Raw genomic sequence first — 16,499 nt, 5'->3', positions numbered from 1 at the left:
CGCTTATGTTTAGCTCCCCTTCCGAACTGCCATTGCGCCCCCTGACCGAAGCACAAGAAGGTCTGTGGTACGCCCAGCGTTTGGACCCGCTCAACCCGATTTTCAACACCGGGCATTGCACCCATATCCACTCGGCGCTGGACACCGCGCTGTTTGCACAGGCCATCAATCTGACGCTGACCGAAGCCGATGCCTTGACCTTGCGCATGGTGGACACACCCGATGGCCCGGCCCAGTACTTGCGCCCGCAAGAGCCAATTCAGCTGGAAATTGTGGACCTGTCCGCTCACCCAGACGGTGCCGAACAGGCTCAAACCCAGTTGATGGCGGACCTGCGCACACCGCTGGACCCGACCATTGCACCGCTGGCACGGCACATTCTGTTTGTGTTGGGGCCCAAACACCATCTCTGGTATCAGCGTATCCATCACCTGGCCGCTGACGGCTATGGCATGGCGCTGATCGAGACGCGGGTAGTCAAGCTCTACAAGGCCTTGCTCAATGGCCATGAAGATCATGGCCATAAGCTGGAATCGTTCGCCCTCTTGCAGGATGACGATCAAAGCTATCGGGAGAGCGAGCGCCGCAGCAAAGACAGACAGTTCTGGCTGGACACCTTGAGCGATGCAGAACCCGCCCAAAGCCTGAGCGAATCCCAGGCCTTGAGCGACCATCATTTCCTGCTGGCACGCCGCGCCGTCAAGCCCGAGCTGACAGCCAGCCTGCAAGCATTGGCACAAAGCAGCGATATCAGTTGGCCAGACATTCTGACGGGCCTGACCGCCGCCTATGTGCGCCGTCACACCCGCCAGGACGAATGCACGGTAGGCGTGCCCTGGATGGGACGTCTGGGCCATATCAGCGCCCGTATCGTCTCCACCGTGATGAACGTGGCTCCGCTGCGTTTGCAGATCGACGAATCCCAGCCTTTGAATCAATACCTGGTTCAGGTTTCCAAGGCACTGCGCCAGGCGCGTCGTCATGGCCGCTACCGCAGTGAACAACTACGTCGTGATCTAGGCTTGCTGGGCGGTATGCGCCGCCTGCACGGCCCCATCATCAACGTCCTGCCTTTCGATGCACCCTATGAACAAGCAGGCCTGACCGCCAGCCAGACCGTGCTGTGCGCTGGCCCCGTGGAAGACCTGAACTTCACCTTCCGCGCCCAGCCCGATGCCAGTGGCCTGCGTCTGGAAGTCGAGGCCAACCCACGTCTGTACACCGAAGAGCAGATTCAAACCCATCTGACCCGTCTGGAACAGTTTCTGCTGCGTGCTTTGCAAGCCGACACCCTGTCTGCTGTGCCTACGCTGACGGACGCGGAACACCACCACTGGATTGAGACCGTCAACCAGACTGCTCACCCGGTTCCTGAAACAACGCTGTGGGCACTGATCCACGCCCAGTTGCAGGCTCACCCGGAACAAAGCGGCCTGGAATTTGAAGGCAAGAAGCTCAGCTACGCCCAGATCAACGAGCAAACCGCCAATCTGGCCGCGCAACTGCGTCTGGCCGGTGTGCAGACCGGTGATATCGTCGCCGTGGCCCTGCCCCGCTCGCTGGAACTGGTGCTGTCCTTGCTGGCTATCCACCGTGCCGGTGCCGCCTACTTGCCGCTGGATCTGGACCAGCCTGCCGATCGCCTGAACACCATCTTGCAGGCCGCTCAACCGCGCCTGCTGGTTGGCCAGCCCGATTGCACGCTGAACGCCACCCTGCTGGTTCCTCAGCCTGAACAGGCTTGCAGTGCAGACGCCTGGACAGCCGCTGGTCCGCATGACCCGTCTTACCTGATCTACACCTCCGGCTCTACCGGCACACCCAAAGGCGTGCTGGTCAACCACGACGCCATCGTCAACCGGCTGGTGTGGATGCAAACCCATTACGGCATTGGCACGGGTGACCGCATTCTGCAAAAGACCCCGGCCACCTTTGACGTGTCGGTGTGGGAGTTCTTCCTGCCCTTCCTGTCCGGTGCAACCCTGGTCGTGGCCCCACCACAAGCCCACCGCGACCCCGCCCATATTGCCCGCCTGATGCGCGAACAGTCCATCACCGTGCTGCACTTTGTGCCCTCCATGCTCAGCGCCTTTCTGGATGAGCCTGAGGCTCGTGGGCTAGCGCCGCGTCTGGTGTTTTGCAGTGGTGAGGAACTGTCGGCCACTACCCGCGACCGCTTCCACTGCCTGCTGAACGCCGAACTGCACAATCTGTACGGCCCAACCGAAGCCGCCGTGGACGTGTCCTACTGGCCTGCTTCGCGCGAGGACAAATCCCAGCCTGTGCCCATCGGCTTCCCTGTGTGGAACACCGCTCTGTACATTCTGGACGAGCAATTGCAGCCTGTACCGCCGGGCGTGGCCGGCCACCTGTACCTGGCTGGCAGACAGTTGGCGCAAGGCTACTGGGGCCGCCCGGACCTGACTGAAGAACGCTTTGTACCCGATCCTTACGCCCTACATGGCGACCGCATGTACGCCACTGGCGATGTAGCCCGCTGGCGTGACGATGGCGCAGTTATTTTCCTGGGCCGCTCGGATCACCAGATCAAGCTGCGTGGCCAGCGTATCGAGCTGGGCGAAATTGAAGCCTTGCTGGCGCGCCACCCCGATGTGGCCCACGTCGCCGTGATTGCCCGTGAAGATGTACCCGGTCAAATGGCGATTGTGGCTTACTGGGTGCCGCAAGCAGGCAGCCAGTGCACGGACAACACGCTGGCCGCGTATGTCGGCGAGCACTTGCCGTCCTACATGGTGCCCAGTGCCTGGATCAGTCTGGACGCCTTGCCCGTAACGGCCAACGGCAAGCTGGACCGCAAGGCTCTGCCCGTACCGGCCTTGCAAGCACGCTCTGCTGGTTTGCCACTGGAAGGGGCCACTCAACACCAAATCGCCGCTGCTTTCGCCACCGTGCTGGAAAGCAGCGACGCGTTTTACGCCGACGACGATTTCTTCGCCCTGGGCGGACATTCGCTGCTGGCCGCCAAACTGGCCTTGCTGCTGCGCGAAGCACGCAGCCAGACCGTCTCGATTGGCACTATTTTTGAGTACCCCACCATTGCCCGTCTGGCCAAGCACCTGGATCAGGCAGGCAGCACGACTGCCGATGGTTTTGGCCCCATCATCACCTTGCGTCCAGGGCAGAGCGATCAGCCTGCGCTGTTCGTGATTCACCCAGCCGGTGGCTTGTCCTGGTGCTATGGCGCGCTGGCGCGTCACCTGCCCCCAGGCCGTGCCGTCTACGGCCTGCAAGCCAGTGTGCTATCTGACGCCTCGCTGGGTCTGGATAGCAGCCTGGATGCCATGGCCAAGGTGTATGTGGATCGTATCGAGCACGTTCAGCCACAGGGCCCCTACCATCTGGCCGGCTGGTCCGTGGGCGGCATTATTGCGCAGGCCATGGCCGTCGAACTGCGTCGTCGCGGGCAACTGGTGGGCATGTTGTCCTTGCTAGACGCCTACCCCAGCGATGCGTGGCGTAACGAACCGGCTCCCGAACCCAACGCCATCTACAAGGCGCTGCTGCATATTGCGGGCCATGATCCGGACAGCTTGCCCGACGTTTCCCTGACCCGTCAGGGCGTGGTGGACTTCCTCAAGCGCAGTGCTCACCCGCTGGCCGAACTGCCTGACACGCGTCTGGACAGCGTATTTCAGGTGGTGGAGAACAATAACCGTCTGGTGCGTCTGTACGAGCATCACGTCTATGACGGCCCCATGCTGTATTTCCGTGCGGCTCTGGACCACGCAGGCACACAATTGCATCCCAATTTGTGGCAGCCCTATGCAGAGCAGCTAGATGTGCACGATATTGCCTGCCTGCACGCTCATTTGACCGGTACTGAAGCCGTGGCCGTCATGGCCCCGCTCATGGACTCGGCCATGGCTTTTGCCGAACAGGCACAAGCTCAACCTGAACTCGATGTATAAGCCATGTCTGTAAGACGTTTCTTTCTGGATATCTCGCCGCTGATCGAAAGCCGGGCCTTCCGCTTTGCCTACTTCGCTCGGGCCGCCACGGTGCTGGTCACCGGCATGTTGATGGTGGCTGCCAGCGTACAGCTTTATGATCTGACTAAATCCAGTGTGGCCGTTGCTTTCCTGAACGTGTCCATGGCCACCCCCATGGTGCTGGCACTGATTGCGGGCGGTGTCTTGTCCGACCGCATGGACAGGCGCAGTCTGATGGTCTGGTCGCGCAGTGTCTACATCCTCAGCGTGCTGCTGTTCCTGATCAATACGCTGCTGCCCAACCCGCAGGTCTGGCTGATCTATGTAGCCGCTGCCATTGGTGGCGCGGCGGGCGGCATCAGCGTGCCGGCCATGATGTCGGCCACCCCGGCCCTGGTCGGTCGAGACAAGCTGGCCGCTGCCGCTGCCCTGTCCGGTTTGGCCATGCAGTTGGGCGGCATTATCGGCCCCGCACTGGCAGGCGTTCTGATCTCTGGCCCTGGCCTGATTTTCTGCTACGTGATCGTGCTGTGCGGTGTCATTGTCACCCCTTTGCTCTTGCGCGCTCTGCCGCCCTTGCCTCCGCAAGCGGGCAAGCAGCCCCAGAAAAACGCCTTCCAATCCCTGCGCGATGGCCTTGCCTTTGTAGCCAGCCACCCTTTGCTGCGCGCCCTGTTGCTGATTGATCTGGCCGCCTTGATTTTGGCCACGCCCTTGGCCTTGATGCCCGAGTGGGGCGACACCATTCTGAACATGGGCGCTACCGCCACCGGCTATCTCTACGCCGCCCCGGCGGTAGGTGCCACGCTGGCTGCCCTGTCCAGTGGCTGGTGCCGCCAAGTGTCCCGTCCCGGTGCCGCCATTGTGCTTGCCGTACTGATCTGGGGTCTGGCTGTTGCCGCCCTGTCCCTGCAAACCACCTTATGGTGGGCACTGATCTGCCTGGCCATCATGGGCGCAGCCGACACCATCTCCAAAATCATGCGTATGGCGCTGGTTCAGCACCACACCCCCGATTACCTGCTGGGCCGTGTTTCCAGTCTGTGGATGACGCAATACTCCCTGGGCCAGGCCCTGGGCAATATGCAAATGGGCTATCTGTCCCGCCTGCTTGGACCGGCAGTCGCTGTGGCCGTCGGTGGTCTGGCTTGCGCTGCGGTCGCAGGTGGTTTCGGCGTGTTCAATCAAGGTCTGCGGTCAGCCCGCAAACAGGATGGTCCACCCCATGCCTGACATCTCGATTTTGTTCTATCCACGCCTGCTGCACGCCTGTAGAAAGAGCTCCTACATGGACCGTCTTGTCGACCGAACTTTTATTTAGGATTAAAAGATGCTAATCAATGTCAATTGCATTCGTCGTACCCCCGCTGCCCTGCTACGCAAGGCCGGCCTGAGCGCCGCCGTCCTGTCCCTGTCTCTGGCCAACGCCTTTGCCGCTCCTGCCTTTGACCAGCCTGACGCTGACTTCCGTGGTTCCATGAATGCTGCTGGCGTGGTCTACGCAGGCACCGAAGCTCAACTGGCAGGCCGTGGTTTTACGCCCGGCCAGGAAGTGATTCTGCTGCAAAACGGCCACACCCTGACCCCCAAAGCGCTGGTTGCTGACAAGGAAGGCAATCTGAGCACCACCCTTGCCATTCCAGCCGAAGCCGCCGTTGGCGTGCATCCCGTGGTCATGCAGGTCAGCAAGCCATCGACCGCTGGCATCTTCAACCTGAAGGTTTCCCCTAAAGTTGAGCTGAGCGGTCAGGACAAATTTGAACTGCAATCCCAGCACCTGGTGCCCGGCTTGTACCAAAGCGCCTACAGCCCCAAGAACAAAGTGCTGTTCGTGACTTCTGCCGTGGGCCGTCCACCCGTCAAGCAATCGCAATTGCTCAAAGTTAACCCCAAGACCCTGGCCGTTGAAGCCAGCGTGACCCCCGCCGCTCAACAAAGCCGCAATGATGGCCAGGTTCAAGCTGTTTATGGCGTGGACGTGGACGATGCGCACGGCCATGTTTGGGTCACCAACACCCGCAGTAATACAGTCGCGGTCTACAGTCAAAAAGACCTGAAACTGGTGAAACAGTTTGAGGATGGTGCCGCCAGCCACGCCCGTGACGTTGTAGTGGATCAGAAAAACCAACGCGCCTATGTCTCCTCGCCCGGCTCCAAGCTGATTTCTGTTTTTGACACGAAGAAATTGGCGACACTGGACCCCATCGAACTGAAATCCCAAACTCGCGGCCAGCTCAGCCCCATGAGCCTCGCCCTGGATGACGAGAATGGCCGTCTGTACACCGTCAGCGCCAGCACCAATGAGCTGCTTATCATCGACCTTAAAGACGGCAATGCTCAGACCGTCTATGCCCTGCCAGGCTCACGTGGCGCGGCCGGTGTGGCCGTGGATAGCAAAAACGGACAAATCTACGTGGCCTCCCAGGGCAGCGACAACCTGCTGATCGTCAACGCCAAAGACGGCTCCGTCCAGCACGACATCAAAATCGGCGCTGGCGCTTTGAACGTAGCCTTCGATCCCAAGACATCCTTGGCGTACGTGGCCTCCCGTGGTGCGGGCACCGTGACCGCCGTGAACGGCAAGGGCGAAATCGTTGCCAACCTGGACGGTGGCAGCTTCCCCAACCACGTTTCCCTGGATGGCGACGGCAATGCCTACCTGGTCAACAAATCCAAAGGTAAGGATGACCAGACTGCTGACCGTATCACTCGTATCCACCTGAAGTAAGCCGCCTGACGCGCCCCTTTCATAAAAAGGGGCGCAAAGGCAAAACCCTTGCCCTTAAAAAGGACTCCTATGAACAGCCGTATAGCCGACCAAGTCCGCCCCGCCACCATTGAAGAATGGTTAAGGCATTACCGGGCCGACAGCAGCGTATTTGCCTCTCCCACCGTCAGTTTGATGGCACACGGCACGGCACTGGAGCGGCATACCCATAATGCCCAAGGACAATTGCTGTCAGATGCCCAGACCTTGCTGTCACAAGCCGCACAACAAGGTCTGGACGCCCCCCTGCTACTGGGTGTGATTCCCTTTAACCCGGCCCGCGAAGCCTATTTACGCGTGCCCAAGGAATACCGACGCGATCCCGTCTTGCTGCGCCCGGTCCAGCGCCCACCGCTGGCCAAATCCGGCAACAGCATTGCCAGCCAAAGCCTGCTGCCCAACGGTGCGGGCTACGAAGACAGCGTCAGCCGCATCCTGGCAACGATGCGCGAACAGAACATTTCCAAAACCGTGATGGCCCGTACCGTGACCATCACGCTGAACGAAGCCCTGGACCGTCAGACTGTGTTGAGCAATATGCTCCACAGCAATCCGGCTGGCTACACCTACGCCCTGCCCTTGCCAGGTGGCAAGGCCCAAGACCCGGATCTGTTTTTTGGAGCCAGCCCCGAGCTGCTAGTGCGCCGCCAAGGCGATCTGGTTACCGTCAACCCGCTGGCAGGTACAGCCCCGCGCTTTGCCGATCCGCAACGCGATCAGGCCAGCGCAGAAACCTTGATGGCGTCCAGCAAAGACCTGCGTGAACATGCCTACGTGATCCAGGACGTAGTACGCATCCTGTCCCAGTTCTGCGACTGCCTGGACGTACCCGACGGCCCCAGCCTGACCAGCACCGCCAATCTGTGGCACCTGTCCACGCGTATCAGTGGCCGTTTGCGTGACCCATCCGTCACCTCTCTGGAACTGGCATTGGCCATGCACCCCACACCGGCCGTGTGCGGTTTGCCCACCCAGCCCGCCATGCAGGCCATCGAAGCCACCGAGGTCTTTGATCGCGGCTACTTTGCGGGTGCCATAGGCTGGAACGACCACGAAGGCAACGGCGAATGGGCCGTGGCCATCCGCTGTGGCCACTACACCCAGCAAAATCTGACCTTATCGGCTGGCGCTGGCATTGTGGACGGCTCCGTCCCTGCCCTGGAGCGTCAGGAAACCGGCAATAAACTCATGACCCTGATCAACTCCCTGGGTCTGGCACAAAACATCACTCTTTAACGGAGACACGGTTCATGACCATTCACGCCTTGCCCAGCTACGAGCTGCCTCAAACCCCCGTAGCCAACCGCGTCAATTGGCGGCCTCAGGCCAATCGTGCCGCCCTGCTCATTCACGATATGCAGACCTACTTTCTGCAGAAATACGATATGAGCCAGGCTCCGATCCCCATGTTGATCGAACGCATCGCGGCCCTGCGCGAGGTCTGCCACACGCTGGGCATTCCCGTGTTCTACACCGCCCAGCCTACCGAGCAGCCCGAGAAAGACCGTGCCCTGCTCAACGATTTCTGGGGCCCTGGCCTGACCGCCACCGAATTTCACACTCAACAAGCCGTCGTGCCCGAGCTGGCACCGGCCGAACAGGACATCATGCTGACCAAATGGCGCTACAGCGCCTTTCAGCGCTCCGACCTGCGCGAGCAACTGCGTCACCTGGGCCGCGACCAACTGATCATCACCGGCGTCTACGCCCACATCGGCTGCATGACCACCGCTCTGGAAGCCTTCATGCAAGACGTGCAGCCCTTCCTGGCCATTGACGGCGTTGCCGACTTCTCGCTGCAAGAACACCACATGGCCATCCGTCACGTCTCGCAACGCTGCGGCGTCAGCCTGACCTGCGCCGAAATCCAGGACAGCCTGCAACGCTAAACAGGGAGTACACATGAGCACACAAGAATTTGCAGGTGAATGCGTTGCCGTCACGGGCGCGGCCCGTGGCATCGGCGCCTCTGTGACCAAACTGCTGCTGGAGCGAGGCGCCAGCGTCATCGCCCTGGACCTGGACGTAGAAGGCCTGACCCAACTGAGCCAATCCGAATACAGTGATCGGGTTTCCTGCCACCTGGTCGACATCAGCCAGGCCGATGCCGTTGATGCAGCGCTGGCCCAAGGCCAGGAAAAACTGGGCCCCATCCAGCGCCTGGCCTGTGTCGCGGGCGTCCTGCAAATGGGCCGCATCACCGAACTGAGTAACGAGCAATGGGACCGCACTTTCGCCATCAACACCACCGGTGTCTTTAACGTCTGTCGCAACGTGGCCAAAGGCATGATAGAGCGCAAACAAGGCGCCATTGTCAACGTCAGCTCTAACTCCGCCGCCACTCCCCGCATCGCCATGGGCGCCTACGCCGCCTCCAAAGCTGCCGTCACCCAACTGAGCCGCTGCCTGGGGCTGGAACTGGCCCCACACGGTATCCGGGTGAACATCATCTCTCCCGGCTCCACCGACACCCCCATGCAACAAGCCATGTGGGCGCAAGGTAGCTCGCGCGAAACGGTTATCGCAGGCTCCGGCGAGAACTACCGTCTGGGCATCCCCCTGCAGAAAATTGCCACCCCCGAAGAAATTGCTGAAGCCGTGCTGTTCCTGCTCTCGGACCGCGCCAGCCACATCACCCTGTCTGACTTGCGCGTGGACGGCGGTGCCACACTGGACCAAGGCTAAACAGCCAGACGCAAAAAAGGGCGGATTCTCCGCCCTTTTTTATTACCCTTGACCCGTCCTGAATTAAGTTGACACTTTTTCTCCTTATCGAAGGAGAGTCAATGGAGACAAGGCATTCGACACAGCCAAGGTGATTACAGCTTGGCTTTTAAATTGCGGGGGGTCGAGCAAGTTGGCCTACAAGCAGGCTCAGCAACGCTATGGTACTCAAGGTCACTCAACCGTTTTAGTATAGTGCCGTCAACACGGCTTGCAGGACTGACCCGTCCTGAGCGACATTGACACTTTTTCCCTGTCAAAAAAGCATGAATTGAGACACTGAATCCGAAGTCACCAACGTGATGACTCGTCTGGCTTTTAAATCACCAAACGAAAAACTCCAGATAACAGCATGCCCACATCCACACGAGTGATCACGCCAATAAGAACGGATCACAGCATGCCAAGCCAAAGAAAAACACCAGCAAACCGAATTACGAGGAGTGTGGCCAAGTGGAGCCAGACTCAGTCAGATCAAATCGGATCAGATCAAGTCAGGTCAGGTCAGGTCAGGTCAGGTCAGGTCAGCATCAGATTAGCCCACATTGCCGACAACACCCTACGGCATCATCCCCTAGCCCAGTCAAATCTTCTGCAGTAGATCGAGCCACTCCAGTATTCCAAACGCCCCACCAACGACTGTTGAAAGCCGGTTCACTCAAGAGCACGGCTGCCATGCTGTTCGGGTCGGGGCAGGCTCAGGCGGGGCGGATCAGAGTGCTTGCCGCGGGCCTGAGATTGCGTAGGGATGCAAGGGGCCTGCTGTTCGAGTCGGACGCTTGTACTTGGTCCGGGGACCAAGTACCCGGCGAGTTCAGGCCCCGCCCGTAGCAATCTCATGCCAAGGGTACTGGTGCGCAGCACCAGCAAACGCTCAGCCCAGCCGGAGCCTGCCCCGACCCGAACAGCCCCCGGTCCACTCTCCTGAGCCTGTCTGTATGTAGCCCGTCCCTCACAGCTTAAGTCCAGATGCAGCTACTTCTTCTCCTCAGCCGGAACCTCACCCTGCTCAATCCCAAACAAATGCTCCAGCCCCAACGCCAACGCATCCCGCCAAGCCACAAAATCATGTGCCGTCGCACTTTCCACGTAACGCACGTCATACCCTCGCGCCCGCAGCACATCATCCAAATGGCGATTAGCCTGCACCAGGCTGACATCCCGGCTGGAGCCAGAGGACTCAAATACCCCAGCACTCATGTAAATCTTCACTGGCACAGCAGGCGAGTCCGCCATCTGCCGCGTCAGCCACTGCCCGCGCGCCTGACCGGCGGGAGCCCACCAGAACGAGCCTGACATGCTCAAAACATTGCCAAACAACTGCGGCAATCGCCAGGCCGCATGCATGGCAGCCAAACCACCATAACTGGAACCACCAATCGCCGTCTTGTCTGCTGTCGATTGCACACCCTGAGCATTCAACCAAGGCATCAGCTCCTTTTCCAGAAACTGAATATAAGCCTCATTCGGCGGCAACTCGCGTGCACGCTCCGCCATGCCTGGATTGTCCACCAGGACCAACCACATCGGCGCCACACGCCCCTGCGCAATCAAGGAATCCAGCATGGCAGGCGCGCGCGCCAAATCCCGATAGTCACGGCCATCAAACAAAATCAAGGTGTGATCAATTTCCTGAGCCCGAGTACCAGCAGGCTGATAAATCTGCACCTGCCGCTCCACACCCAGAGCCTCACTGGGCAAGCGTTCCGTACGCCATTGCCCCTGCCCCAACTGCTGCGGCTCCAGATTCACCACCTGGGCCGGTGCCTGCGTCAAACGCAAGACCGAATCGCCATCGAACAGATCCTTGCTGTTCTCCGGCAACACCCTGAAATTGTGAGGATCCCGCTGCAAGGCCGCACGCAACACTTCACGCGCCAGATTCTGGCCTACATAAGGCACATCCGGTGCCATGCGATAGGCAAAGCGGGCATCACGCGGCAAATCGTAGGTGATGTACCAGATATCGGACTGGCCCAAACGATGCATGCGATCGCTATAAGAGAAGGGGCCACCATGCAGACGAACCTCGTTTTGGGCCCCGCGCCAGACAAACGTGACGCGATCATGCGTATTGCTGTAGCGTTCCACCAAAGGCGAGCCGACACGCTGCACATAGTCCCAGAAACCGCGAGACGACTCACCCGCCCGCAAACGCATGCTCCACTGACGGATCACATCACCTTGCAAAGGCTCGGCCTGAACGGGAGCTTGAGGCGCCGTGACGGATGCCACCTGCCACTGGTACTCGCCCTGCCCCAGCACACGCAAACGATACTCGCCCGCCGTGCTGGCAATAAAACCAAAAGAACCACCTCGCTCCGGGGCATCCGCCCAATGACGAATCGCCTTGCCATCCGGGCCGAACAGCTCCAGCATCACATCACCACTGTGCTGCCAACTGCCTTGCACCAGATCATTGTGCTGCAAGCTCAATATGCGTTCATGATGTTCGTGCGGCTGAACCTCACCCTGAGCCGAGGGCAGCGTAGCCGCCCAAGCCGACCCGAGCATTCCCACCATCAATACAGCAACAACAGGTGCGCGCAACATACATCCTCCTAAACGCCGGTTTGCCGCAGGACAATCCCAGTACCAAGAAGCAGTATACGATCAAAAATAATCAGCGCACCCCTTGGCTGACGCGAGATGGCGCCATTGATCACTCCAGGCGGAAAGCCTGAATCAAACGATCCAGCTCTTGCACCTGGTCCTGCAATTCGCTGGAGGTGTGTGCCACCTGGTTCACCATCTCCGCGTTTTGTTGAGTAGCCGAATCCAGTTGCCCCACAGCCACGTTAATCTGCTCGATACCAATCGTTTGCTCGCGGGTAGAAGCGGCAATCTCATGCACAATCGTCATCACTTGCGAACTGCCCGTGACCATCTCATCGATCACCTCACCCACCTGCCCCATCAATCTGGCCCCTTCCCGAGTACTGTCGGAGGATGCTTCCACCAATTGAGCAATCTCCTGAGCAGAGGCCGTGGTACGCTGCGCCAAGGCACGCACCTCACCGGCCACCACCGCAAAGCCTCGACCTTGCTCACCGGCCCGTGCCGCTTCCACAGCCGCATTCAACGCCAGAATATTGGTCTGGAAAGCAATCGAGTTGATCACAGTCGTAATGTCTGCCACCTTGCCGCTGGAGTCACGAATCGCATCCATGCGGTCCACCAGCTCGCTGACCATCTGACCACCATGCTGAGCGGTTTTCTGCACCTGGCTGGAGACTTCCTCGGCACGCATGGCGTTCTCTTCGCTCATACGCACTGTGCCGGTCATCTCTTCCATGGCCGATGCCGTTTCCTGCAAGGCCGCCGCCTGCTGAGTGGTGCGGCTGGACAGCTCCAGATTGCCAGCGGACAGTTGCGAAGTATCGTCCGCAATCACTCCGCTGCTGTGCTGCAAGGTGCGCATGACGTCATTTAGCTTCAAACGCATCTGCTCGATGGACGCCATCACGCTATTGTCCGGAATCGAACGCAGGGAGTGGGCAACCCGCAAATCACCATCGGCAATTGCTTGGGCAGCGCCATGTAAAACGGTGGGTTCGGCACCCAGCTCGGCCAAAATCTGGCGCGCCAGAAACACCGTCACTGCCGACACCAGCACAATAATCAACAAAAACACCACCGAGGAACTGAGCAGGCGGCTTAGAAAACTGTCCTTGATGTTATCGATATACACGCCCGAGGTCAGCACCCAGTCCCACTGGGCCACCCCTTTGCCATAGGCCAGTTTGGGCGCATTGCTTTTGTCAGTGAGTTTGGGCCAGTGATATTCCAGAAACCCTTCACCGCCATTGCTGGCAATACGGCTCATCTCGGCAAAGGGATGTACCCCATTGCTATCGACCACGGCACTGACGTCCTGGCCATCAAGATCTGGTCGCGTGGGGTTCATGATGGACACGACGTCAGTCGATAAAACCGACACATAACCTTCCTGTCCAAAGCGGATACTGGCAATGCGTTGCAGCGCCTGTTTTTGCGCCTCTTCCTTGCTGAGGACGCCTTTGCTGACCAATTGCTGGTAGTCCTGCGTAATGCTCACTGCAATATTGACGATGTGCTGCAAACTGCTTTTTCGCTCTTGCATCTGTGCCTGATAGAGCTGGTAGTTCACAAACGTAAAAACCGCCGCCAACGCCATCAAACACAAGATCAATGGCAACCACAATTTCTGTTTCAAACCCAAACGCATCATATTCCCCGAGCAGCACTGAAAAGACAGGTCCCAGGTATGCAAAAACCGACCGTGTCAAAACGGTCGGCCTGCCAGGAGGCCCCATCGAACAAGCTGGGTAACGGCCTCGGGCTTAAAATACTTAATCAAAGTTACATATAGAGATAATTGATACTAAGGCGGCTTATGAAACACTTCCGCTTACACGTCGGGAAGCGTCATGACCTTGGCCAAAAGAGGGCTCACTGCTGGCTAACGTCAGCAAGAAACCGTCTTCAGACATTAACTCCGAGGTCAGACGGCCTTGGTAATGGCCCAATTCCAGACTCAGCGCCAGATCACGCTGCTCCAGGTTATCGACGCCTTTAATAACCAGTTCAAAACCCTGTTCGCTCAGCAAATGGCACCCGGTTTCCAGCAAAGCCTTGAAGGTGGGCTCACGGCAGGCGCGCTGAATGACCTCGGCTTCCAGCTTGACGCCACTAATCGGCCAGCCCCGCAAGCAGCTAAGCTTGTGGTTTTCAATGTCAGTGCTGGTCAGCCAGACCTGAATGTCCTGCTCTTTCAGGAACTGCAAGGCCTGCATCAGTTCCGGCGTTTCTTCCAGCTCCTGGTCGCTGAACAAATCCAGCTCCACGCAGCAAGGCTGCAACTCAAACTGACGCAACATAGCCGGCATGCGCTTATAGATAGGAAGCACCATATCGATAGGCAGTTTCAGGCCAATATGGCTGGCGCGCAGCGAATAGTCTTGCCACCAGCGACGCACATCGGCCATCAAGGTGCGCAGCATCCACTCACACAAGGCCTGGCGGTGAATCGAGTCCGGCATATGACGCAGCACCAGATCCGAGGACAGGCGCAAGCCGGTGGGCGCTGTCCAAAACACCTGGGCATCCACGCCACTGTACTGGCCAGTACTCGTGGCCACACGCAACTGATAAGAAAAAGACAGCGCGTCGCTAGCCTGGGGATCGAGCACATCCAACGTTTCCAGCGCGTGCAGCAATTCCAGCGGCGTAGGCTGGGACGCTTCCTGCTCGATGCGCGGAGTGTAAAACTCCATAATCTCGGTGTCTTGCAGCTCTTGCTGGGCAATTAATTTACCCGTAAAGGTATACCCCCAACCATGCACCGACTTGATCGGCAAAGCCACGCCCGCCTGACTGGCCTTGCGGCGCAAACGGCTGATCAAAGAATCCACGGCACGGCTGTCGCTAGCCGCCAGACCCTTGTCACGCATCAGGTCTTCACGGCTGAAACGGGCATCCGCATGCCGTATGAATGCATCCATTAATTGACGCTCGCTATGCGTCAGCTCCAGGCCCACACCATTAGGAGCTACCAGGGTCCAGCCCTTGTCACGCAGGATCCACTCCTGCTGCCCGCTATGTTCCTGAACCTCTTGCATCGCCTGGGAGGCACTCACGGCAGCATAAACATTACGGCGGCGCACGGCATGGCACCAGGCCATCAACTCGGGAACTTGCACATCCAGTGCCAGACAAGCATCCGCCCCCGTCAGCAACAACTGTACTCGCGCACTGGCAGACAGGCCGGACTGAACGGCCACAATACCCAAAGAGCCAAAGTCATTGCGCAATTTGGCCACCATCAACGGTACGTAGCCCGCCTCAACGGGGAACAGCAGCAGATCAGCCTGGCTCAGGCGTGCCTCGGCGACCTGCTCCAAGGAGCTGACAACGCTTGTTTTGGTACCGAAAACCCGCAGTTGCTCCAGCCAGTAGTGCAAGCCCTCGCCTTCTTCCAAAACAATCAACACGCAGCGTGCATGTTCCATAAGCGCCTACTATTTAATTATTGCCAGCGCTGCGATGATCCAAGTGCAGGCCGACAATACTATTTTTTATCAATAGTTGGAATTATCACTTCTAGAATACAGAGCACAAAGTAAAGAATGGTCAAATGTGGCGTTTGAAATTTTTTGTCTTCAAAATAACGCCTGCCTTACCCTCTGAACCAGAGCGGGATTATTTTCCAACACTGATTTCTTAAAATACCCATCTCACAAATAATTATAGTTTTCATAACACAAGGGTATAAAAAACCCGCTCGAAAGCGGGTTGCTCTAGCTCAAGACTGGCTGGAATAGTTATTGGGCAGCGGCCTGCAGACGGGACTGCAACTGGTCAACAGGCAACCAGCCATCCACACGACTGCCATCAGCAAAATAAATAGCCGGTGTACCTTGGATGCGCAGTTTCTGCCCAGCGGCCAGTATTTGATCCAGGGGATGTTCACACGAGGCTTTCTCAGGCCGGGCTCCACCCCCCATCCAGTCGCTCAGAGTTTTAGCCGGGTTCTGTGCACACCAGATATCCTCGGCTTTACGGCGGCTATCGGGGCCCAGAATGGGGAACATCAGACTATAAACCGTAATATTGTCGATCTCCTGCAAAGTGGTATGCAGACGTTTGCAATAACCGCAATTGGGATCTTCAAAAACCACCATTTGGCGACTCCCATCGCCTTTCACCAGCTTAATGGCTTTATCCAGCGGTAAGTCATTCAGTGAAACACGGCTGAGCTCCTGCATGCGTCGCTCGGTCAAGTCAATTCGATTTTTACTATCCAGCAAAGAACCCTGCATCACAAAATTGGCCTGCGGATCGGTATAAAGCAAGGTTCCGCCTACCTCCACTTCCAGCAGATTGGGAAACGGTGTGGCACGAATACCATCCACCGTCACGCCCGGAAAAACCGCCTCAAACGCTTGGCGAGTAGCCTCGAAACGCGTGTCTATTTTGGCAGGGCCGGCTGCCTGAGCCAGGCCACACAGCGACAACAGGGCCAGGGCCAAGACAGAACGAAGGTGCAACATCATGACGTACTTCCTTTGCTAATCAAC

Annotated in this window: 10 protein-coding genes; 6 read left to right on the top strand and 4 right to left on the bottom strand. The window is 58.4% G+C overall.

Features of this window, described 5'->3' with window-relative positions; translation table 11 throughout:
* The first annotated feature begins 5 nt into the window (after positions 1–5).
* The 6 genes from LNA76_RS08610 (at position 6) to LNA76_RS08585 (ending at position 9,402) form a co-directional block, all read left to right on the top strand.
* Positions 6–3,929, top strand: coding sequence for a non-ribosomal peptide synthetase (locus LNA76_RS08610; protein WP_230018856.1), 3,924 nt, complete (start codon positions 6–8; stop codon positions 3,927–3,929).
* A gap of 3 nt (positions 3,930–3,932) precedes the next feature.
* Positions 3,933–5,183 carry an enterobactin transporter EntS gene (gene entS / locus LNA76_RS08605; protein ID WP_094195366.1) on the top strand — a complete coding sequence of 417 codons (1,251 nt, stop codon included), beginning with the start codon at positions 3,933–3,935 and terminating at the stop codon, positions 5,181–5,183.
* A gap of 97 nt (positions 5,184–5,280) precedes the next feature.
* A complete protein-coding gene (locus LNA76_RS08600; protein ID WP_230018855.1) occupies positions 5,281–6,678 on the top strand; it encodes a Vgb family protein in 1,398 nt (465 codons plus the stop codon).
* A gap of 69 nt (positions 6,679–6,747) precedes the next feature.
* Positions 6,748–7,953 (top strand): isochorismate synthase, encoded by a 1,206-nt coding sequence (locus LNA76_RS08595; RefSeq protein ID WP_094195364.1) that lies wholly within the window; start codon positions 6,748–6,750, stop codon positions 7,951–7,953.
* Positions 7,954–7,967: 14 nt separating this feature from the next.
* A complete protein-coding gene (locus LNA76_RS08590) occupies positions 7,968–8,606 on the top strand; it encodes an isochorismatase family protein (RefSeq protein WP_230018854.1) in 639 nt (212 codons plus the stop codon).
* Positions 8,607–8,619: 13 nt separating this feature from the next.
* The gene (locus LNA76_RS08585) at positions 8,620–9,402 is read left to right on the top strand and encodes a 2,3-dihydro-2,3-dihydroxybenzoate dehydrogenase (protein ID WP_230018853.1); all 783 of its coding nucleotides are present in this window, start codon (positions 8,620–8,622) and stop codon (positions 9,400–9,402) included.
* 1,014 nt (positions 9,403–10,416) lie between these two features.
* Here LNA76_RS08585 and LNA76_RS08580 read toward each other — a convergent pair.
* The 4 genes from LNA76_RS08580 to LNA76_RS08565 all read right to left on the bottom strand — a co-directional run bounded on the left by LNA76_RS08580 (position 10,417) and on the right by LNA76_RS08565 (position 16,475).
* Entirely contained in the window at positions 10,417–11,994 is a 1,578-nt protein-coding gene (locus LNA76_RS08580; RefSeq protein WP_230018852.1) for an alpha/beta hydrolase, read from the bottom strand.
* Between the two features lie 109 nt (positions 11,995–12,103).
* Positions 12,104–13,636: a methyl-accepting chemotaxis protein gene (locus LNA76_RS08575; protein ID WP_230018851.1), complete on the bottom strand. Its 1,533-nt coding sequence runs from the start codon at positions 13,634–13,636 to the stop codon at positions 12,104–12,106.
* A 178-nt stretch (positions 13,637–13,814) separates the two neighbouring features.
* Positions 13,815–15,431 carry an EAL domain-containing protein gene (locus LNA76_RS08570; RefSeq protein WP_230018850.1) on the bottom strand — a complete coding sequence of 539 codons (1,617 nt, stop codon included), beginning with the start codon at positions 15,429–15,431 and terminating at the stop codon, positions 13,815–13,817.
* A 312-nt stretch (positions 15,432–15,743) separates the two neighbouring features.
* Entirely contained in the window at positions 15,744–16,475 is a 732-nt protein-coding gene (locus LNA76_RS08565) for a DsbC family protein (RefSeq protein ID WP_094195358.1), read from the bottom strand.
* Positions 16,476–16,499 lie beyond the last annotated feature (24 nt).

This window comes from Alcaligenes sp. MMA (assembly GCF_020907215.1).
GTDB lineage: Bacteria > Pseudomonadota > Gammaproteobacteria > Burkholderiales > Burkholderiaceae_B > Alcaligenes > Alcaligenes aquatilis.
The sequence above is the reverse complement of the archived record's forward strand: the minus strand, read 5'-3'. Positions and strand labels throughout refer to the sequence as shown.

Excerpts from the sequence above, each read along its gene's own strand:
- LNA76_RS08585 (WP_230018853.1), top strand. The coding sequence starts at position 8,620 with ATGAGCACACAAGAATTTGCAGGTGAATGCGTTGCCGTCACGGGCGCG.
- LNA76_RS08600 (WP_230018855.1), top strand. The coding sequence starts at position 5,281 with ATGCTAATCAATGTCAATTGCATTCGTCGTACCCCCGCTGCCCTGCTA.
- LNA76_RS08610 (WP_230018856.1), top strand. The coding sequence starts at position 6 with ATGTTTAGCTCCCCTTCCGAACTGCCATTGCGCCCCCTGACCGAAGCA.
- LNA76_RS08590 (WP_230018854.1), top strand. The coding sequence starts at position 7,968 with ATGACCATTCACGCCTTGCCCAGCTACGAGCTGCCTCAAACCCCCGTA.
- LNA76_RS08565 (WP_094195358.1), bottom strand. The coding sequence starts at position 16,475 with ATGATGTTGCACCTTCGTTCTGTCTTGGCCCTGGCCCTGTTGTCGCTG.
- LNA76_RS08595 (WP_094195364.1), top strand. The coding sequence starts at position 6,748 with ATGAACAGCCGTATAGCCGACCAAGTCCGCCCCGCCACCATTGAAGAA.
- LNA76_RS08570 (WP_230018850.1), bottom strand. The coding sequence starts at position 15,431 with ATGGAACATGCACGCTGCGTGTTGATTGTTTTGGAAGAAGGCGAGGGC.
- entS (WP_094195366.1), top strand. The coding sequence starts at position 3,933 with ATGTCTGTAAGACGTTTCTTTCTGGATATCTCGCCGCTGATCGAAAGC.
- LNA76_RS08580 (WP_230018852.1), bottom strand. The coding sequence starts at position 11,994 with ATGTTGCGCGCACCTGTTGTTGCTGTATTGATGGTGGGAATGCTCGGG.